The organism is Pseudomonas sp. B21-009 (assembly GCF_024749345.1).
Lineage (GTDB): Bacteria > Pseudomonadota > Gammaproteobacteria > Pseudomonadales > Pseudomonadaceae > Aquipseudomonas.
Genome location: NZ_CP087199.1, coordinates 5,509,230 through 5,528,671, shown reverse-complemented (window position 1 = coordinate 5,528,671; position 19,442 = coordinate 5,509,230). Strand labels below are relative to the sequence as shown.

Genomic DNA, 19,442 nt, shown 5'->3' with positions numbered 1-19,442 from the left:
ATGGACAAAGTGATCCCCGGATACGACATCGACGGCGAGATTGGCGAAGGCGCCATGGCCACCGTCTACCTTGCCACCCAGCGCTCGCTGGAGCGCAAGGTGGCCTTGAAGGTCATGGCCGCGGCGCTGGCTGCCGACCCGACCTTCTGCGAGCGCTTCCTGCGTGAAGGCCGCACCCTGGCGCGCTTGTCGCACCCGCACACGGTGACCATCCACGACATCGGCAATGTCGGCGAGCTGTACTACATGGCCATGGAGTACCTGCCCAACGGTACGCTCAAGGAGCGTATCGCCGCCGGGGTCACGCCGGAGCAGGGCCTGCTGTACATCCGCCAGATCGCTTCGGCGCTGGGTTATGCCCATGCCCAGGGCCTGGTGCACCGGGATGTGAAACCGGCCAACATTCTTTTTCGCGCTGACGGCACTGCGGTGCTGTCGGACTTCGGCATCGCCAAGTCGCTGGATGACCGCACCCAGTTCACCCAGGCCGGGTTTGCCGTCGGCACCCCCAGCTACATGAGCCCGGAGCAGGCGCGCGGCCAGGAAATCGACGGCCGCGCCGACCTCTATGCCCTGGGCGTGGTGTTTTACGAGATGCTGGTTGGCAAACTGCCCTACAGCGGCAACGACGCGCTGTCGACGGCCTTGGCGCATTTGACCGAGCCGTTGCCGGAGCTGCCGATCGAGCACGGCCGCTATCAGGACATTCTCCGTGGCCTGCTGGCCAAGGACCCGGCCGAGCGCTTTGCCGATGCCGAGACCTTGCTGGCGGCGCTCGACCGGCTACCCGTGCAAGACACCGAAAGCACCCTGATCCAGCCGCTGCCGATTGCAGCGCCGGTGCCACCCGTAACCGTAGAGCCTGCACCGCCAGCGCCGAAACCAGAACCGGTCACCAAGGCCTCGCCACCTGCAGCTGCCCGCAAGCGCCCGACACCGGCCTTGCTCGCCATCGCCGTTGCTGCCGCGCTGGGCCTGGGCGGGATTGGCTACTGGGCCATCAGTGGCGACGAACAGGTAGTGGAGGCGCAGCCGGTACAAGCCCGCGAGCCAGTAGCGCCGACCGTTGCGACTGCGAGCAACGACAGTGACCGACCATTGCTGATGGCCGGCAAGAGAACTCTGTTCCAGCGCGTGCTGAGCCGGCCGGGCGCGCAGGTCGTCAAGCAGCCGGGCGCCACGCCCAGTGATACCTTGCCGGCCTTTACCGTGCTCTATGTCTACCAGCGCCAGGACGTCAACGGCAGCCATTGGCTTGAGGTCGGCACCGCCAGTGACGGTCGCCGCGACGGCTGGTTGCCGGCCTCCCAGGTCAGCGACTGGAAGCAGAGCCTGGTATTGAAGTTCACCGAACGCTCGGGGCGTGCGCCGGTGATGTTCCTGCGCCAGGCCGATGAGCTTGAGCGTTTGCTTGGCGACACTTCGGCCGCCCGTGCCGAGCTGCTCAAGGCGCAGAACAACCCCGACGAAGTGCCGCAAGTGATGGCCCTGGAACCCAGCGCCAGCGCCGTGCCCCAAGAGCAGTTCTACCTGATGCCGATCTTCGAGGCGCGCGAGAGCTTCGACGAAAACGGCCAGCCGCTGCAGCTGCTCAATGTTGCCTCCATCGACCCGGGCAACAGCGCACCCGCCGGCGAAGCGAAAGCCGCCGGCATGGCCACCTCAGGCGACGCCTTCCGTACCGCCGTGGTGCTGGTGGTGGATACCTCGGTATCGATGCAGCCTTATATCGATCAGGTCCGCCAGGTGGTGCACGAGCTGCACGGGCAGATTTCGCGCCGTGGCGAGCTGGACAACGTCAGCTTCGGCCTGGTCGGCTTTCGCAACAACACCACGCGCACGCCTGCCCTGGAGTACCTGACCAAGACCCTGGTAACACTCGATGAAGGCCGCGATCCCGAGCGTTTTTTGAAGCTGGCCGAGCAGGTGAAAGCCACCAACGTCTCCAGCCATTCGTTCAACGAAGACGCTTTTGCCGGGATCATGCAGGCGGTCGACGGCATGGACTGGTCCGGCTACGGCGGGCGCCTGATCCTGCTGGTCAGTGACGCCGGCTCCCTGCGCAAGAACGACCGCTACAGCAGCACCCAGATGAACGAAGCCGAAGTGCGCCAGGCGGCCTTGAGCAAGCAGATCAAGATCTACGCCCTGCACCTGCGCACCGAGGCCGGCAAGAAGAACCACGCCTACGCCGAGCAGCAGTATCGGGTGCTTACGGCCGATGCCAACCCGCAGATCGGCGACCTGTATGTATCGGTACCCGGTGGCGATGTGCACAAGTTTGGCGAGCGGGTGCGCGAGATCGGTTCGACCTTCGCCGATCTGGTCCACCAGGTGCGCAGCAACACCGCGCAACCGGCGCCGCTGCTGGCGGCTTCGCCGAGCATCGCCGACAAATCCGCCGCCATCGGCTATGCCATGCACATGGATTTTCTTGGCCGCAAGAGCGCCAGCCAGGCGCCGCAACTGGTCAGCGCCTGGACCTCCGATCGCGACCTGACCAACCCGGCGCTGCCGACCCTGCAGGTCTGCGTGATGCTCACCAAGCTGCAACTCAACGACCTGCAGCAGTCGCTGAAGCTGATCGTCGATGCCGCGCGCAAGACCCGCACTTCGCCCAAGGATTTCTTCCAGGAAATCGCTAGCGCCAGTGCCTACATGAGCCGCGACCCGGCCGCCCTGCGCAAAGGCGCCAACCTCGCCGAAGGCGGTGTGCTGGGCGAATACCTGGAGGGCCTGCCGTACCGCAGCAAGTCCCTGAGCATGACCCAGGACCTGTGGTTGTCGCTCAGCGTTGGCGAACAGGAAGACTTCATCGACGAGCTCGATTCGAAGATCCGCCTGTACGAAACCTTCCACAACGACATGGCCAACTGGGTGCGCTTCGGCAATGCCGAGCCCGGTGACGCCTTGTACCGTGTGCCGTTGTCGACGCTGCCATGATGATCAACCTGCACGCGCTGCGCAAAACCCGCGGCCTCGGCAACCAGCGCTACAGCCTGGAGATCGAGCGCCTGGAGCTGCGTGCCGGTCAGCAGCTGGCGCTGGTCGGCCCCAGTGGCTGCGGCAAGAGCACCTTGCTCGACCTGCTGGCCTTGGTGCTGCAGCCCGATCAGGCCGAGCGCTTTGTGTTCAGCACCGACTCGCACACCTACGACGTTCAGCAGCTGTGGCGTGAACAACGCCAGGAGCACCTGGCGCACCTGCGCCGCCGGCATCTGGGCTATGTGCTGCAAGCGGGGGGCTTGCTCGGCTTTCTCGATGTGCGCAGCAACATTGCCCTGCCGCGCCAGGTGCTTGGCCTGGGCAATGACGGCAGCGTGCAGCGCCTGGCCGAGCAACTGGAGATTGACGATCAGCTCGACAAGCAGCCAGGCGCCTTGTCGGTCGGCCAGCGCCAGCGGGTCAGCTGTGCCCGTGCCCTGGCGCACAACCCCGACCTGCTACTGGCCGATGAGCCGACCGCGGCCCTGGACCCGCTCAATGCCCAACGGGTAATGCAACTGCTGCTGCGCCAGGCGCAAGCACGGCAGGTGACCTGTCTGATCGCCACCCACGACGAGGCGCTGGCCCGTGATGCCGGCTTGCAGGTGTTGCGCATGGTCTGCCGCCGCGATGCCGACGGTGGTGTCACCGCCACGTTGGAGGGCCAGCCGTAATGCGCCCGATGCTGATCGCAAGCCTGGCCTGGCGGGACTATCGCAACGACGCGCGTCTGTCCGTTTGCAGCGTGCTGGCCCTGGTGGCGGTGATTGCGCCGTTGCTGGTGCTGTTCGGTCTGAAATTCGGCCTGGTCAGCAGCCTTACCGAGCGTTTGCAGCGCGACCCGGCCGTGCGGGAAGTCATCCCCTTGGGTGGCGGTCGTTTCAGTGCCGACTTCGTCGCTGAACTGGCGGCGCGTAACGACGTCGCCTTCGCCTTGCCGCGTACCCGGCAGATTGCCGCGACCGCCGACCTGGTGCTGGCTGCGCGCAAGGTCGTGGTCAATGTCGAGATGATCCCCAGTGCACTTAACGACCCGTTGCTGCAAGGGCTGGCCGTTCCCGGTGCGGTCGACCAGATCGTCCTCAGCCGTACGGCGGCAGAAAAGCTTGGCGCGAAGGCGGGTGATCAGCTCGATGCTTCGTTCAGCCGCCAGCTTGCCGGGCAGATCCAGGCCCAGCGCACCACCTTGAAGGTCGTCGCCGTGCTGCCGCTGGAAGCCTTCGAGCGCGATGCCTTGTTCGCGCCGCTGGCGCTGCTGGAAGCCGCCGAAGACTACCGTGATGGTCGCGCCGTGCCCGCTTTCGGCTGGGAAGGTGAGCGCCATACCGGTGAGGTGCAGCGGGTTTATCCGGCCTTCCGTCTGTATGCGCGCAACCTTACCGATGTCGAGCCGTTGCGGCGTTTTTTTTGCCGATCGCCAGTTGCTGGTCTCGACCCAGGCCCCGGCGATTGCCCAGGTGCAGTCGCTGAGCCGCAACCTGACCCTGGTGTTTTGGATCATTGCCGCGCTGGCCGTGGCGGGCGCGTTTGCGGCGATCTGCGCCGGCGCCCTGGCGGCGGTCGAGCGCAAGCGCCGCGAGCTGTCGGTGTTGCGCCTGCTCGGTTTCAGCACCGCTGCCTTGCTTGCATTTGTCGTGCTGCAGGCGTTGTACAGCGGGGTGTTTGCCGCTGTCATCGGCGCGGCGCTGTACGCCCTGGCCGAAAGTGGCCTCAACCAGTTGTTCATGCAGATGCCCGGCGAGTACGCCAGCCATCTGCTCCCGTCGCATTACCTCGTTGCCTTGCTCGCTGTGCTGCTGGCCAGCGCGGCCGCTGCCGCCCTGGGGGGCTGGCGCGTGGCGCGAATAGACGCTTGTGAAGGAATTCGAGATGTTTGACCGCCGCTTACCCGTCCTGGCGCTGATCGTCGCCGCCCTGAGCCTGGTGTCCTGCGCCCAGGCCGAGGACGACAGCAAGCCTGCCAGCAATAAACTGGACAATCCCAAGCCACTGGCCGACGACATCAGCCTGCCGCTGCCGTGCGACGGCGAGATGGTCTTCCGCCACGTCTACGTGCTGGCCCAGGGCAGCCTGGACGACCGTGAGGTGAACCTTGGCTACCCCTTCAGCGAAGGCGAAGCGGGCTACAAGCAGTCGTTCATTTCCGGCTATCGCCGTGACTTTATCAACGGCCAGTTCAGCCTCCAGGACCTGTCTGCCGACTGGAAAAAACGCATTAGCCCGAGTCTGCCGAAGACCGACGCCGGCAGCCCGCTGAAGCCGATGATGTACTTCATCGGCAAGTACGAAGTCACCGCCCGCCAGTACGCTCAGGTGATGGCCCAGGCCCAGTCGCTGGCCAGCGGCGAACCGGCGCCGGCCTGTGAAGCACCGAGTGGCATGGCCGGGCGTTTGCCCAAGGTCAAACTGTCGCGCTTTGAGGCCGAGCGTTTTTCCGCGGTGTACAGCGCCTGGTTGATGAAGAACCATCGTGACCTGCTGCCGGTCAGTGGCCGTGGCAACAAGGCCGAAGACGGCGGTGTAGGCTTTGTGCGCCTGCCCACCGAAGTGGAGTGGGAGTTCGCTGCCCGTGGCGGCTCCGCCGTCAGCCGCCAGGAGCTGGAAGGGCGGCTGTTCCCGCGCCGCCTCGAGGGCAGCGAAAGTGACGGCCCGCTGGCCGACTGGGCGGTGTTCAACCAGGTCGCCGGCGGCACCGGCCAGGCCGCGCGCCTGACCCCGATCGGCACCAAGCTGGCCAACCCGCTGGGTATGTTCGACGTACTCGGCAACGCCGCAGAGATGGTCCAGGAATCGTTCCAGCTGGTGCACGCCGGGCGGCGCCAGGGCGCTTATGGCGGGTTTGTGGTCAAGGGCGGTAACTACCTTGAAGGCGAGGGCACGCTGTTTACCGGCATGCGCCGCGAGTATCCGCTGTTCGGCGCCGATGGCACCGAGCAAAGCAACGAGACCACAGGTTTTCGTGTCGCCATCGGCGCGCTGTCGGCGCCGCGTTCGCGTTATGAAGAACTGTTCGAACAATGGCAGAAAGAGGGCCGCCTGGCCGCGCTGACCGACGCCATCGACGACGCCCAGGACCCGACCAAGCGCCTGGACAGCATCATCGCCGCCAGCGTCGACCCGCGCCTGCAAGCCGAGCTTGGCCTGGTCAACGAAGAGCTCAAGCGCAACGTCTCGCTGATCGCCCAGCAGCGCGAAGAAGCCGCCGGCAACCTGATCCAGTCGGCGGCGCTGGTGGCCGAAACCATCAATAACTACAACATCCGCCTGACCAACCTGCAGAAAACCCAGCAGCAGGCCAAGGCTTCTGGTGACGAGACCAGCGCCAAGCTGTTTGCCGCTGCCATCAACAACGGCCGCAGCGCCCTCGACGGCGCCGTGGCGATCTACATCGACAACCTTGCCACTGGCACGCGCTACACCGACGCGGTGATCCAGGCGCAGTTCCAGCGGGTCAAGGAAGAGCTCAATCGCAAGCCGGTGCTGGGCAAGAGCCTGCTCAGCCGCGCGACCCTGTTCGTCCGTCATGTCGGGGACTATCGCCAGCAACGGCGCGCCGACCCGGCGACGATTTTGAAAGAACTGCTCGCATCAGCCGCCCCGCAACCTTGAGCGGCTGTCGAGCGAGCATCGTAGTGACCGGGGCGACATGAGGTTGTCCCGGGCGTGTTTAAACAAAGAGAGAACCTGACCATGCTTTCAACTCGCAAGCCCTTCTTCACTGCTTCCAACGGCCGGGCCGCGCTGCTGCTGGCGGCCGGTTTCAGCACCGTCCTGCTGACTGGCTGCGCCAGCTCGCCGGCGTCCAAGGTCGGTGCGACGACCAAGGTCGAGTACTACCCGAGCTGCTACGAGCCGGTGCAGCACCTGCGCGCCACCGATTCGGACATGACCAAGTCGGTCGCCACCGGTGCCCTGATCGGTGCCGTCGGCGGCGCGCTGACCGGCGCGCTGACCGGCAACTCCGACAACCGTGGCCGCAATGCTGCCATCGGTGCTGCCGGTGGTGCTCTGGTCGGCGGTGCAGCCGGTTACTACACCGAGCGCCAGAAGCAGATCAGCGACGACAACCAGCGCATCGGCTCCTACGCCACCGACATCAACAAAAGCGCGGCCGACATGGACCGCAGCACCGCTTACGCCAAAGCCTCCCAGGCGTGCTACCAGCGTGAGTTCGCCAACCTGATGGATGGCCGCAAGAGCAACAAGATCAGCGATGGCGAAGGCCGCAAGCGCCTGGCGGAAATCATCGCCGGCCTGCAGGAGTCGAACAACCTGATCACCGCGGTCAACGGCCGTCTGGGTGAGAACCTCAACAACTACACCCAGGCTTACGAGCAAGACCTCAAGCAGGTCGGCGTACCGCGCAACGACGTGGTGATCGTTGCCGAAGCCCAGGCGCCGGTGCTGGCCACCGGTAACGCCAAGAAGACCAACACCGGCAAGACCAAGACCCCGCCACCGGCGAAGAAAAAGCTGCCAGCGGTACCGAAGGAAGCCGTCGCCACCGAGAAGACCCTGCAGGACGCCAACGCCAAGAAGGCTGAAAGCCAGAAGGTTGCCAGCGCCGGCCAGAGCCAGGTCAACAACATGTGCAAGAACCCGGACATGGGTGACTGGGCACCGGTGCCTTGCCCTAACGTGTAAGGCTTGAGCCACAGCGTCGCCCGGCTCGGTGCCATAAGGCCGGGCGACCTGTGCGCCGTTTCAAGGAAGACCGTTCATGAGTGAGTTACTCAACCGACTGGATAACAATCCGTCGCAATTTTTCGCAAGGCAGCGCATCGAAAGCAGCATCAACCTGCCGAAACTCTTTGCCGCCATCGATGCCGATCCGGGCATTGTCGGTGCTGGGGTGGTGTATATCGATGCGGATTACAACGTGGTGACGCTGCGTGAGTTTCAGCCGATATGCAGTGTGCTACCCAAGCGGGTGATTTTGCGTGAGGCGAAGAAGTATCTGGCGCCTGCGCAGTTTGCCGATCAACTGCAGAACAACCCCCGTGAAGCGCGAGTGGTGAAAGAAGCGGTCAATACCACGCTTGCCTGTGCCAGTGCGATTCTTGGGTGGTTCGTTATGGTCAGCGGCACCATCGCTGTCCCGTTCAGTGGTGGGTTGGGCGCTGTGGTGGCGATTGCGGGCAAGGCCGCAATTGCAGCAGGTGCGATGCAATGCATGATCGGCGTCGCCAGAACCGGCCAGGAAATTATCGATCCATCGTTGAACGACGAACTGGATGCGCAGGAGTGGTTTCGTCACACCTCGAACGTCCTGGATGCCGTGTCACTGATGGGAGTGGGTGCTTCCGGCCTGACCACGGTCAAGTTTCTACAGATGCGCAAGGCTGCAACAGGCAGCAGTTGGTATGAACTGTCCCGAAGTCTGAGCAGGCAGCAACGCAAGGCCCTGACGACAGAGTTGCTGTCGATCAAGCATCCGTCACTAACGGCCAAACAGTTGAAGTTGCAACAGAGCGCTGGCGCATTGCCCAAACGGTACACCCCGACACAGCTGCAACATGCGACCAAAACCCTGATCAAAGACTCCATTGCCGCAACGTTCGGCTTTGCGGGAAGTAACACCGTCCAGACCATTGCGGTGGGCTTGTATGAGGAGTTGGAGTGATGAATTCGTATGAGCGCTGGAAGCACTTCATGACGCATTTCTTTCCAACCTTTCTAGGTGGATTCTTCCTGGCGTGCTTCTCTGCGTCGCTTGCGGTGGTGCTGGCCGCTGCCGCCTACCTGAACCACAATCCGGACCGGGCCAATTACACGCTGGTGTCGCTCATGGTTCTGGCCCTGGTCATCAGTGGTAGTCATATGTTGCTGGTTCGAGGCCGTGCCTGGAGCCTCTGGCCGATCCTGGCAGTAATGCTGGTGGCGATGCTGGTTTCCCTATCCACCTACAGCCATCACATACACGCGGGTGTATTTACCTTTGCGCTGCTGTTTCCTTTGTTGGGCTTTCTTTTGTTCAACAGCAAACGTCATCGGGAGCTGCGCAGCTTCCTGGTTGACCTGCGCAAGGTGCGGTTCGAAGAGGCGCAGCAAAGCAAGGCACGTCGTTGACGAAGAGAGCACTATTCCATGGTTCATCTGCATGACGTACCAGGGTTTTTACGGCGTTACTTTCCAAGTTTTATCGGCGCCTTCTTCCTCGTCGCATTTTCATGCGTAATCACCGCAATACTGGTGATTGATCAACGCTTCGGCAGCCGCTCCGATCAGGTAAAAGTTGCCTACTTCCTTATGCTGGTATCGTCCTTGGTGTTGTGCCTGGGCAATTTTCTGGTAGTGCGAGGGCGGCCCTGGGGCGTATGGGTGGTGGTGGCCTTGCTGGCGTTCAACCTGCTGGCGCTGCTTTTCAGTTACGCACCGCGCTCAAGTAACTTCGGATTTTTGCTAGCGACAATGCCGCCATTGTTGGCAATGTTGATGTTCAACAGCCAACGCCAGCGAGAAATGCGCAGTCGTCTGGTGGCGATCCGCAAATCGCGTAACAAGTTGGTCAAGGTCGTGCGTGCGGCCAAAGTTCGAGCTCGGAGTCGAGCCTGCCGTTGAGCAAGCGCTTGGTTAACCTATTGCTCTAGAGTCATGGATACATCAAGAAACCAAAGTGCACTGAGGTTGCTGGCTGGAGCTGCTATGAATAGGGCTTCTTTGCCCGGGTGACCCAATCTGCTTCGTCAGCTTTGGAGTACGGGTGTTAGGTTCAAGGAGACCCCATGACCGACTCAAGGATGAGTGGGCTGGGCGCCAGCCCCTCGAGGTACTTTGCGCGCCAACGTGTCGAAAGCCAAACTAATCTGCCCAAGCTGTTTGCCGCCATTGATGCCGATCCCGGTATTGAACACACCCACTGAATTCAGGCATGGAACGATCAACCTGATCAAAGACTCGTTGGGTGCCACGCTCAGCGTTGCGGGCAGCAGCTACTCGAAAAGCATTGCAATTGGTTTGTATGAGGAGTTTTCGGAATGAATCCAAATCACAGCCCGGAAGGCTTCAAAGCGCGCTACTTCCCCTACTTCATGGCGGCATTCTTCATGGCGTGCCTGTCAATTGGGTGTGCGGTGTCCTTGGCTTCGGCTACCTATTTTGCGGGCTACGCGGATCGGAGTGATTACAGTACCTTTTCCTTGCTGGTGCTTGCCGTATTGGTTTTTATTGGTCACTTCTTGATGGTCCGAGGGCGTCGCTGGGCAGTTTGGATTATTGCCTTTCTGTACTGTGCGAGCTTGATTACGGTAGTACCTACTTACTCGTTTCAACCCCATCGCGGCGTGTATATGCTGGGGTTGCTGTTCCCCCTTATTGGTCTGCTCCTGCTGAACAGCACCGGCCATCGGCAAATGCGCGAGTCTCTCGCGAAGCTTCACCACGAACGCCGGCAAAAACGCCAACATCATTGACCCTGGTTAATATTTGCACAATCACCACCCCCTAAACTGAGGACTCTGCACCCTCAAAGGGGGACATGGCATGACCATTATCGTCACCGGCGCCGCCGGTTTTATCGGTAGCAACCTGGTTCAGGCCCTCAACCAACGCGGCGAAACCGAGATCATCGCGGTCGATGACTTGAGCGATGGCGACAAGTTTCGCAACCTGGCTGACAGCGAAATCGCCGACTACCTGGACAAGGACGACTTTCTTCAGCGCTTTGGCCGCGGCCAGTTTGGCAAGGTGCGCGCCGTGCTGCACCAAGGCGCTTGCTCGAGCACCGTCGAAGGCGACGGGCGCTTGATGATGGACAACAACTACCGCTACAGCCGCGACCTGCTCGACGCCGCTCAAGGCCTGCAGGTGCCGCTGCTGTATGCCTCGTCGGCGGCGGTGTATGGCGCCGGGCGCGACTTTCGCGAACAGCGCGAGTGCGAGCGGCCATTGAACGTATATGGCTACTCGAAATTCCTCTTCGACCAGCGCGTGCGCCGACAACTGCCCCAGGCGCGCAGCCAGATCGTCGGCCTGCGTTACTTCAACGTCTACGGCCCCCACGAGCAGCACAAGGGCGCCATGGCCTCGGTGGCCCTGCACTGCTTCAACCAGTACCAGGCCAACGGCAAGGTCAGCCTGTTCGGCAGCTATGGCGACTACCCCAGCGGCGGCCACCTGCGCGATTTCGTGGCGGTCGAGGATGTGGTCAAGGTCAACCTGTTCTTCCTCGACCGGCCGCAGCTGAGCGGCCTCTTCAACGTCGGCAGCGGCCGCGCCCAGCCTTTCAATGACGTGGCCTTGGCAGTGATCAACCGCCTGCGCGAGCAGCAGGACCAGCCGCCGCTGTCGCTGGAGATGGCCCTGCTGGAGGGCATTCTTGAATACAGCGAATTTCCCGGGCACCTGCGCGGCAAGTACCAGTGCTACACCTGCGCCGACCTTGAGCGCTTGCGCAGCGTTGGCTATGAGCAGCCAACGCTGACGGTGGAGCAGGGTGTGGCGCGTTACTGCGACTGGTTGCAGCGCACGCCGTAGTCAGTGCTGGCGCAAGGTCTTCAGATCGCCCTTGCCCGAAGTCTCGCGCAGGTACTCCTGCAGTGAGTCATCTAGCGCGTTGAGCCAGCGGGTATGGTGCGGCACGGCAGCGGTACCGGTGATCACCGAGCGGTAGGACTTGTCGCGGTAACCCATGATGTCCTGCTTTTTGTCCGACTTCCATTTGAGGAAAATCCGGTTCACTGCGTCGATATCGAAGCTCGGGTAATCGGTCTGCTCGATCAGGTGCTTGATATAGCGGCCCTGGAACTCGTACATCGAGGCGGTCGACTCCAGCGCCAGTTCCTCGGCCCGCCACTGTGCGCTGTCGGCAGCCATTGCCGCCGGCTGCGGCAGCTTGATGCGCCCGAGCATGTAGTCGCGGGCAAACCAGGCCTGAGCGTCGAACAGGTTGAAGCTGTACCAGAGGTCTTGCATGCCGAGGTAGATCAGCTGCGGGTTGTGTTCCCAGACAACCCCTTGGTACAGCCCGGCAGGCCACAGGCGGTTGCTGGTCTTGAGCGTCAGCTCGTCGGGCAGGAACGGGAAGTGATGCTGGTAGCCGGTGCAGAGGATGATCGCATCCACGCGCTTGCTCGAACCGTCGGCAAAGAACGCCATCTCGCCCTCGACCCGCAGCATCTGCGGGCGCTCTTCCCAGCCTTTGGGCCATTTGTAGCCCATGGGCTGGGTGCGGTAGGCACTGGTGATCGAGCGCGCGCCGTACTTGAAGCACTGCGAGCCGATGTCCTCGGCCGAATAGCTGCTGCCGACAATCAGCACATCCTTGCCCTTGAACTCCACCGCCTCACGAAAATCGTGAGCGTGAAGGATGCGCCCGGAGAAGCGCTCGAAGCCGTCGAATTGCGGCACATGCGGGGTAGAAAAATGCCCGCTGGCGACCACGACGAAGTCGAACACCTGCTCGATGCCCTGGCCGATGCAGTAGTCATAGGCACTGACGGTAAAGGTGCGGCTGGCCTGATCAAAGCGTACCGCCTTGACGGCGGTATTGAAGCGAATGTAATCCCGCACACCGGCCTTTTTTACCCGGCCCTGGATGTAATCCCAGAGCACCTCGCGCGGTGGATAAGACGAAATCGGCCGCCCGAAATGTTCATCAAAGCTGTAGTCGGCGAACTCCAGGCATTCCTTCGGCCCGTTCGACCACAGGTAGCGGTACATACTGCCGTGCACCGGCTCGCCATGCTCGTCCAGGCCGGTGCGCCAGGTGTAGTTCCACATCCCGCCCCAGTCGGCCTGTTTCTCGAAGCACACCACCTCGGGCATCTCGGCACCCTGGGCATGAGCGGATTGAAAGGCACGCAACTGCGCCAGGCCGGACGGGCCTGCGCCGATAATGGCAACACGAATAGTCATAAGATTTCCTGACAGAAAACACTGAAAAAAATGCAAAGCGACTCCAGCCCTGAACGGCAGAACCGAGGGCGAGAGGAAGCGGAAACTTCAGGTGTCAGCTGGCAGGCGGAGGGACAGGGCGCTTGCGCTTGTGCGCGAGCAAGACGTCGCGAGGTGGAATCGACAAGGTGTGGAACAGCGTTGAGAGGGGGGAGCTGGTCAGCGAAGGGCTAGCGACAGCGTTGGGCCCGTAAGGCTTGCCGAACAGCGCGGCAAACGGGCCTGAAGGGCGAAAGATACGTGTGGTCTCGTACATGGCGGGCTGATTCTGCCTCTTTTTGGTTATGGATGCCTTTTTAGCTATAACGGATGGGGGAGAGGATTACAAGGTGGGGGCTTGGCAGAATCTCATACTCGACCGCTGACGGACTTGCGCTTCACCCTCGCGCAGTGGTTCTGCTTTGCATTGCAAGGCGCAGTGCACGCCTGATGTCTGCATTAATATCATCGCTATCTTCCAGGCCAACAGAGATTCGCACCAAGCCGTCCGGCACGCCTATTTTTTCCAGGTCGGTGCTGCCCTCCCTGCTAAAACTACCGTAGTGATAACATAAGGACTCAATATTGCCGAAGGTTGTACCTATTCGGATAAGCTGCAGGTGACGAACAAAGCTTGTAGCCGTTTCTCGCGATGGAAAAACAATGGCGATAAGGCCTGTATGCAATGACGGAGAAATTCCGTTGGTTTGCGCACTTTTAGTCGACCAGACTGCACGCCACTCCAGCTTCGGGAACTCCTCACGCAGCATGGCGATCACCGCATGTGCATTATCGGTATGTTTTTTTAATCGCAGTGGCAGTGTCCTTAGTCCTCGTATAGTGAGCCAGGCCGAGAACGGATCTACTATGAGCCCTGCACTGTCCCTGTGATACTTCAATGCCTTGAACAGGTCCGGTTCATTGGTACTGACCATGCCGCCCATCACATCGCCGTGACCGTTGATGTGTTTGGTGATGGAATATAATGTTACTGCAGCCCCCAGGGAAAGTGGCTTTTGGCAGGCAGGTGTAAAAAAGGTGTTATCAACAACAAGAAGAATGCCACGCTTGTTGCAAAGCTCTGCCAAGTCAGGAATGTTGATATCTAAAAATGCTGGGTTGGTGGGGGCTTCGATAAAGATCATTTTCGTGTTGGCTTGGATCGCGCGCTCAAATGCCGCTGCCGGGTACTCGTCGATAAGCGACATTTCAATCCCGCGATGGTTGACTTCATAATTAAGCTGCTCAATGATTTCGTAAAATACACTGTGGGGTACGATGACATGATCGCCTGCGCTCAGCAGGGCGCGAAAAGCAAGCAGGCAGGCGGTCATTCCGCTATTGACCGCGAGGCTATAGGAGCAGTGTTCAATGGCACGAAATTTCGCTTCTAAAACTGAAACGGTAGGATTTGCATAACGTTGGTAGGCAAAATTTTCCTGCTTTGCATTACCTAGCATCTCTCTGCCTTCTTCAATTGAATTCAGGAGTGTTGCAGAGTTACAAATGAGCGCTGGAACTGGAAACTGACTCAGTCCATTCTCATGCTGCCCTAAATGGATTGCCTGGGTAGCGATACCTAAAGAAGGAGAAAGAAAATAGTCACGGCATGGTAATTCGCGTGGGCTCTTTTTTTCTGCTGGGCTCATAAAAGGCCTGGTTCCGAAAGGTAATGAGAGACGCTTTGCTGTTTACTCGTATTGATAGCAGGGGACAACTTTTCCGCCCAGTGAAACAATCGAAAATCTTTCCATTTTTGGCATGACCGCACAGGCCAGGCTAACCTGGTTGGGGCTGGAATGTAGTTCTTTTAGCCAAACGGGATGATTGGCTTTAAAACACTCATTTTTTAAATGGGACAAGTGTAGCGCCAGTGGCATTTTTTCCGGGTCTTGAGGCATCGGGTAAGGTACTGTTTTGGCACGCTGGGTGGCCCCAAACGCCATGCGCAAGCAGCGCAGCAACTTTGGGTTTTTGCCCAGGTTGTTTTTTGAATTGGTCCACTCTTGTGTGACGTGTTGCACGCCTTCAGCAACTTTGTATTGCTGCACCAGCTCCTTGATCGCCCGTGCTGCGGCATGGCTCGGGTAAAGTGAACAGCCGCCACCAACGACATGAATATCAGCGATCGTCTTCTCCGGACAGTAGGCAATAAAAACGGGATAGTCTATTTGACTAGAAGCGTCAAATACCTCGATTGAAGCACCTATGGCAGTTTCTGCATCACGCAAGGTGTTTAACAGATGCGCTGGCATTGAATTGTCAATAATCTTTCTTATCGGCTCTTTTGAATCATAAAAGAAATGTTGTGCAATAAAGCGCCCAATGCCATGGCGCTCTATGACTTCGCTCGCGGCATGAATTGCCGCTTCCGTAAATCCCACACCCGCCGCCACACCGGTGCCGCAGGAGTATCGGCGCGCAGCGCTATAGTCGGTATCATCGCCGGGAAGCGACTCGTTGGCATACTGATGGTTAATCAGAAATGACGGATAGAGTAACTCAACGCCTGCGGATGCTTCATGCGCCTCGAAGGAAAGTACAGCCATCTGTGATGCGCCGGCGTGGCGAAGCATTTGCATCGGCAGTATGTTTTGCAAGGACGGTTGAGAAACAACCGAATCAAAACAATGCAGTGCGCTATGCTTTCGTAGTTGAAAGGGGCCCATGTAATGCTCATAAGCCTCGAACTTCGCACCCACACGAGCCTCTGCTTCATAGCCTTTGCCACAACCGACACATTCTATGCCGCTACTGTCATAGGGGAGGTGAAGGGTGGCAACAGTGCTGGACAGCGGACTACCGTAACGACGTAGGGTTAAATGAATTCCTTCGCTGGAAAAGTGCTGATCGATTGCGCTTTCTGCATCGTCCAGTGATAACGTACGCTCTGGGGCAATTGTTTTCATAGTCAGGAAGTTTCCATATAAGCCAAAAAATGAGGCGAAAAAATCGCCTCATTTATTTTCGTTACTCAGCCAGTATGGAGAGCTCTTCCGGGGTGAAATCTTCTTCTGCTATGACAGACTCTACTTCGTCGTCAGTGGGTTGGTCGACTTTGAATTCGTTGATATACATGCAGCACCACATACCCATGGGAATATCCTTTTTTTATTTGATTTAAGTGTGCACTTTTTAACAGGTGCAATGAGAGATTAGTTCGTATGGCTTTGGCTGCACATAGGAAAAATCCCGATTCTATGAGTGATTATGTTTTTTTGAGGGTGCTATTTATTTCTGCACTGCTCAGAAATAACACACTGGCTTGGGGCATCGGTGTTGACACCGGATCGGGCCAAGTTCTTAGGGGGTAGGTGCAGTGGCGAATGTGACAAACTGGGTTGATCAGCGGAGGTGATCAAGCGCACAGCGGTTGCGATTTAGACGCGGCCTTCAGCAGCTCATTGCGGGCAAGCCTGCTCCCAACCGGCGGGTGTGCCCACGCAAACAAAAAAGGCCCACCTTGCGGTGAGCCTTTTTTTACTGTGTATGGTGCCGGCACCAGGAATCGAACCCGGGACCTACTGATTACAAGTCAGTTGCTCTACCATCTGAGCTATACCGGCACAGGGGCGTCATTATAGCGATCAGTTTGCGTCTGTAAACCACTTCTGCAACATTCCTCGCGATACCCGGTTTCAGCGGGCATCGCGGGGTGTTTTGTTACCAGCCGCGGTGCATTGTGGTGGCGCTGGGTTCGGCTTTGGTGGGGTCGAATATCAGCGGTTTGTAGCGGCAATCATGCTTTTTACAGTGCTCTCGGCAGCCGTGCTTTTTCTTGCAGCTGTAGGCCGGGCCGGTGTAGCCCTTGTCGCCGTATATCTGCATCTGCGGGATTTCCCAGCCAGACATCGGGGTGTAGTCGCCGCTGGTGCAGCCGCTCAGGTAGAGCGCGCACGCCAGCAGGAGGAAGGATCTGATAATGGCCACAGGCAATTCCGTTTGGTCGAAGTGTCAGTGTTTGTGTGCGTCGAGGTAGTGCTGGATGGCGTGGCGGTCTCTGCTGAAGTCCGGCCCGGGGAAGCTCTGGTTGCCGTACATCTGCATGGGCGGCACTTGCCAGTCGGACCGGGGTGGCGGGACTTGCCAGTCGGACATGAAGGCGCAGCCGCTGAGGTAAAACGTGCACGCAAGCAGGGCGATGGATCTGATGATATCCACAGTCAATTCCGTTTATTCGAGGCGTCAGTCTTTGTTGAGGATGCGCTGGATGGTGCCGCCGCAAGATTGGTAGCAGCTGTCGTAGTCGCTGCCGCACGAGTAGCTGGAGCCGCTGTTGAACGGGTAGCTGGGGTAGTAGCAGCTTTTGCGCGCTTCTTTTTTGCTCTTGCCGGCCTGGCACAGCTGGTAGTTTCTGTAGTTGGCCTGGTACAGGGCGTGGTCGCTGTTTTCCTGCAGGCGCGCCATCTGTTTGCAGTGGTTGCGTTCCATCGAGCAGGCGTTGATGCAGTTCATGCCCGCCATGCTGGGCGGTGGGGAGTATCTATAGGTATAGCTGGGGCCGCAGCCGCCGAGCAGGCCGACGGCCAGCACTAGCGCAGCGTGCCATTTGAGTGAATTGCTCACGAGTTGCCAGTTCCTTGTTCATTCCTCGCTGAACTCCAGCAGGTCACCTGGCTGGCAGTTCAACGCGCGACAGAGCTTCTCGAGGGTTTCCATCTTGAAACCCTTGATCTTGCCGTTTTTCAGCAACGACAGGTTCGCCTCCGTAATACCGATAATCTCGGCCAGATCCTTGGAGCGGATCTTGTTCTTGGCCATGACTACATCGAGTCGAATAATTATCGGCATAGGGGCAAGCTAGACATAACAGTTGTGTTCATCGCTGATGGTTTTGGCGTCACGCATGAGGAGTGAGAAGGCGCAGAGGAAAATGCCTTTCATGATCTCGTAAACCGCCTGGGATGATACACCGATCGATACGCTGAAGCTTCTCTCGCCTTTGGGCAGGTCGATGGAGAACGCCAGGCCCTGCAAGGTGCCGATCATCGGCCAGACCATCGGCAAGCCGATGCACAGCAAGCCCACCCACCAGAGCATCTTGATGTTTTGCGTCGTCCAGGTTTCACCCCGGGACAGGCGCAGGAAGAACAAGCCGGTCAGGTACAAGGCAAAGGCCGAGAGGCTGGCGGGGATCAGTTCCAGGCCGATCACCAGGCCCAGGGCCAGGTGCGAAGGCTGGTAATCCGGGGCCAGCAGCAGCGGCATGTTTTCACCGAAGCTTTGCAGGTAGGCGCCTTGCACCTGGGCTTTTTCGAACACCCACAATAGTACGTTGCCGCCGAACTCGACGATCCCTGTACCCCAGGCGAGTACCGCGGCGAATGCACCGATCACTCGCAGACGCGATCTCGCGTAAGCCACTGTTTTACTGTTCATGGTTTCCCTCCGTGCTAGTTGAGCGGGGTGCATTATTTGTGAAAAATTATCGTATTACAATAATTAATTGTGATTTTGCCGAAGGTGCGGCGTTTTGACACGAGGGGGAGGTGGGATCTTACGGGGATCGCGGGGCAAGCCCGCTCCTACAGGGTGGGAGCGGGCTTGCCCCCGCGATGCCTTTATCAGGCCGGGTAATATAATTTACGAACCTTTCTGCAACCTTTAAGGGCTTTCACCTAAATACGGACTGAAAGACGCGAAAATTAATTAGTCATTTTCTATCGATTTGACTTTAGCGATGCCTTGAGCTAATTTATTGTTCATTATGTTGAACACTAAAGCGTTTCCGCTCCTCACCTCCCGCCTGGTTTCCCGTGAACGTCACTGGACCGGCGACCTCTAGCGCCTCCCCCGACAAACAGCCTTTTTCTTCTCTTTGTCTGTAGCCGTCAGCGCGATTTCGCTCGGTTTGTGTCGCCCGTGGGAGGGCATCATGCGTTCCTGGATCTATCTGTTTATCGCCATCACCGCCGAGGTGATCGGCACCGCGTCGATGAAATTCGCCGCCAGTCATTTCCCCATTCTTGGTCACGGGTTGATGTACCTGATGATCGGCCTGTCGTACTTTTTCCTGGCACTGGCGGTAAAACGCGTACCGGTGGGCGTGGCCTACGCCCTGTGGGAAGGCATCGGCATCGTGTTGATCACCCTGATCAGCGTCACCTGGCTGGGCGAGAGCCTGGGCCTGCTCAAGGCCGCCGGCCTGGGCGTGATGATCGCCGGTATCCTGCTGATCAAGTCGGGTACCCGCGCCGCACCTGCCCCGCGCAATATGGAGGCCCTGCCATGCTGAGCATGAACTGGATTCCCTTCGCCTGGCTGGGCCTGGCGATCGTGCTGGAAGTGATCGCCAACCTGCTGCTCAAGTATTCCGACGGTTTTAAAAAGCGCGGCCTGGGCATTGCTTCGATTCTCTGTGTGCTGGCCGCCTTTACCGCACTGGCCCAGGCTGTGCGAGATATCGAACTGTCGCTGGCTTACGCCATCTGGGGTGGCTTCGGCATCCTCGCCACCGTGGCCATGGGTTGGGCACTGTTCGGTCAGCGCCTGGTAGGCCGCGGCTGGTTGGGCCTGGCGCTGTTGCTGGTGGGCATGAGCCTGCTGAAACTGGCCTGATTCAACCTGCTTAGCGCTATTCGCGC

At 59.4% G+C, this 19,442-nt stretch carries 19 protein-coding genes, 1 tRNA gene and 2 pseudogenes; 13 read left to right on the top strand and 9 right to left on the bottom strand.

What is annotated here, in order from left to right:
• The 11 genes and pseudogenes from LOY34_RS25620 (at position 1) to rfaD (ending at position 11,460) form a co-directional block, all read left to right on the top strand.
• The gene (locus LOY34_RS25620; protein WP_195885238.1) at positions 1-2,943 is read left to right on the top strand and encodes a serine/threonine-protein kinase; all 2,943 of its coding nucleotides are present in this window, start codon (positions 1-3) and stop codon (positions 2,941-2,943) included.
• A complete protein-coding gene (locus LOY34_RS25615; protein WP_309475555.1) occupies positions 2,943-3,659 on the top strand; it encodes an ABC transporter ATP-binding protein in 717 nt (238 codons plus the stop codon). Before LOY34_RS25620 ends, LOY34_RS25615 begins: the two co-directional genes overlap by 1 nt.
• A pseudogene (locus tag LOY34_RS25610) lies at positions 3,659-4,862 on the top strand (FtsX-like permease family protein). Before LOY34_RS25615 ends, LOY34_RS25610 begins: the two are co-directional and overlap by 1 nt.
• A complete protein-coding gene (locus LOY34_RS25605) occupies positions 4,855-6,594 on the top strand; it encodes an SUMF1/EgtB/PvdO family nonheme iron enzyme (RefSeq protein ID WP_195885235.1) in 1,740 nt (579 codons plus the stop codon). Before LOY34_RS25610 ends, LOY34_RS25605 begins: the two are co-directional and overlap by 8 nt.
• Before the next feature lie 81 nt (positions 6,595-6,675).
• Positions 6,676-7,629: a type VI secretion system-associated lipoprotein TagQ gene (gene tagQ / locus LOY34_RS25600; RefSeq protein WP_195885234.1), complete on the top strand. Its 954-nt coding sequence runs from the start codon at positions 6,676-6,678 to the stop codon at positions 7,627-7,629.
• Between the two features lie 76 nt (positions 7,630-7,705).
• Entirely contained in the window at positions 7,706-8,608 is a 903-nt protein-coding gene (locus LOY34_RS25595; protein WP_195885233.1) for an NAD synthetase, read from the top strand.
• On the top strand, positions 8,608-9,054 hold the full coding sequence (locus LOY34_RS25590) for a hypothetical protein (protein ID WP_195885232.1): 447 nt from the start codon (positions 8,608-8,610) through the stop codon (positions 9,052-9,054). Before LOY34_RS25595 ends, LOY34_RS25590 begins: the two co-directional genes overlap by 1 nt.
• 18 nt (positions 9,055-9,072) lie before the next feature.
• A complete protein-coding gene (locus LOY34_RS25585) occupies positions 9,073-9,546 on the top strand; it encodes a hypothetical protein (RefSeq protein WP_195885231.1) in 474 nt (157 codons plus the stop codon).
• 164 nt (positions 9,547-9,710) lie between these two features.
• A pseudogene (locus LOY34_RS25580) lies at positions 9,711-9,833 on the top strand (NAD synthetase); the annotation flags it as partial.
• Between the two features lie 129 nt (positions 9,834-9,962).
• Positions 9,963-10,397, top strand: coding sequence for a hypothetical protein (locus tag LOY34_RS25575; RefSeq protein WP_195885230.1), 435 nt, complete (start codon positions 9,963-9,965; stop codon positions 10,395-10,397).
• Positions 10,398-10,467: 70 nt separating this feature from the next.
• The gene (gene rfaD, locus LOY34_RS25570; RefSeq protein WP_195885229.1) at positions 10,468-11,460 is read left to right on the top strand and encodes an ADP-glyceromanno-heptose 6-epimerase; all 993 of its coding nucleotides are present in this window, start codon (positions 10,468-10,470) and stop codon (positions 11,458-11,460) included.
• Here the strand turns inward: rfaD and LOY34_RS25565 are convergent, their stop codons facing one another.
• The 9 genes from LOY34_RS25565 to LOY34_RS25525 form a co-directional block, all read right to left on the bottom strand.
• Positions 11,461-12,840: an NAD(P)-binding domain-containing protein gene (locus tag LOY34_RS25565; protein ID WP_195885228.1), complete on the bottom strand. Its 1,380-nt coding sequence runs from the start codon at positions 12,838-12,840 to the stop codon at positions 11,461-11,463. It lies immediately after the preceding gene.
• A 416-nt stretch (positions 12,841-13,256) separates the two neighbouring features.
• Positions 13,257-14,507, bottom strand: a complete 1,251-nt coding sequence (locus LOY34_RS25560; RefSeq protein WP_258664081.1) for a PLP-dependent aspartate aminotransferase family protein — start codon at positions 14,505-14,507, stop codon at positions 13,257-13,259.
• A gap of 42 nt (positions 14,508-14,549) precedes the next feature.
• A complete protein-coding gene (locus LOY34_RS25555) occupies positions 14,550-15,767 on the bottom strand; it encodes a YcaO-like family protein (protein WP_195885226.1) in 1,218 nt (405 codons plus the stop codon).
• 581 nt (positions 15,768-16,348) lie between these two features.
• Positions 16,349-16,424, bottom strand: a tRNA-Thr gene (locus LOY34_RS25550).
• A 97-nt stretch (positions 16,425-16,521) separates the two neighbouring features.
• The gene (locus LOY34_RS25545; RefSeq protein ID WP_093378572.1) at positions 16,522-16,788 is read right to left on the bottom strand and encodes a hypothetical protein; all 267 of its coding nucleotides are present in this window, start codon (positions 16,786-16,788) and stop codon (positions 16,522-16,524) included.
• Positions 16,789-16,812: 24 nt separating this feature from the next.
• Complete coding sequence (locus LOY34_RS25540) at positions 16,813-17,019, bottom strand: hypothetical protein (protein ID WP_195885225.1); 207 nt, start codon at positions 17,017-17,019, stop codon at positions 16,813-16,815.
• 24 nt (positions 17,020-17,043) lie between these two features.
• Positions 17,044-17,424, bottom strand: coding sequence for a hypothetical protein (locus LOY34_RS25535; RefSeq protein ID WP_195885224.1), 381 nt, complete (start codon positions 17,422-17,424; stop codon positions 17,044-17,046).
• Positions 17,425-17,442: 18 nt separating this feature from the next.
• A complete protein-coding gene (locus tag LOY34_RS25530; protein ID WP_010221299.1) occupies positions 17,443-17,649 on the bottom strand; it encodes a helix-turn-helix transcriptional regulator in 207 nt (68 codons plus the stop codon).
• A gap of 9 nt (positions 17,650-17,658) precedes the next feature.
• Positions 17,659-18,237: a hypothetical protein gene (locus LOY34_RS25525; RefSeq protein ID WP_010221300.1), complete on the bottom strand. Its 579-nt coding sequence runs from the start codon at positions 18,235-18,237 to the stop codon at positions 17,659-17,661.
• A gap of 496 nt (positions 18,238-18,733) precedes the next feature.
• Between LOY34_RS25525 and LOY34_RS25520 the strand changes: the two genes are divergently transcribed.
• The gene (locus LOY34_RS25520) at positions 18,734-19,093 is read left to right on the top strand and encodes a multidrug/spermidine efflux SMR transporter subunit MdtJ (protein ID WP_038998273.1); all 360 of its coding nucleotides are present in this window, start codon (positions 18,734-18,736) and stop codon (positions 19,091-19,093) included.
• Positions 19,087-19,416 carry a multidrug/spermidine efflux SMR transporter subunit MdtI gene (mdtI, locus tag LOY34_RS25515; RefSeq protein ID WP_038998274.1) on the top strand — a complete coding sequence of 110 codons (330 nt, stop codon included), beginning with the start codon at positions 19,087-19,089 and terminating at the stop codon, positions 19,414-19,416. Before LOY34_RS25520 ends, mdtI begins: the two co-directional genes overlap by 7 nt.
• Positions 19,417-19,442: the final 26 nt, after the last annotated feature.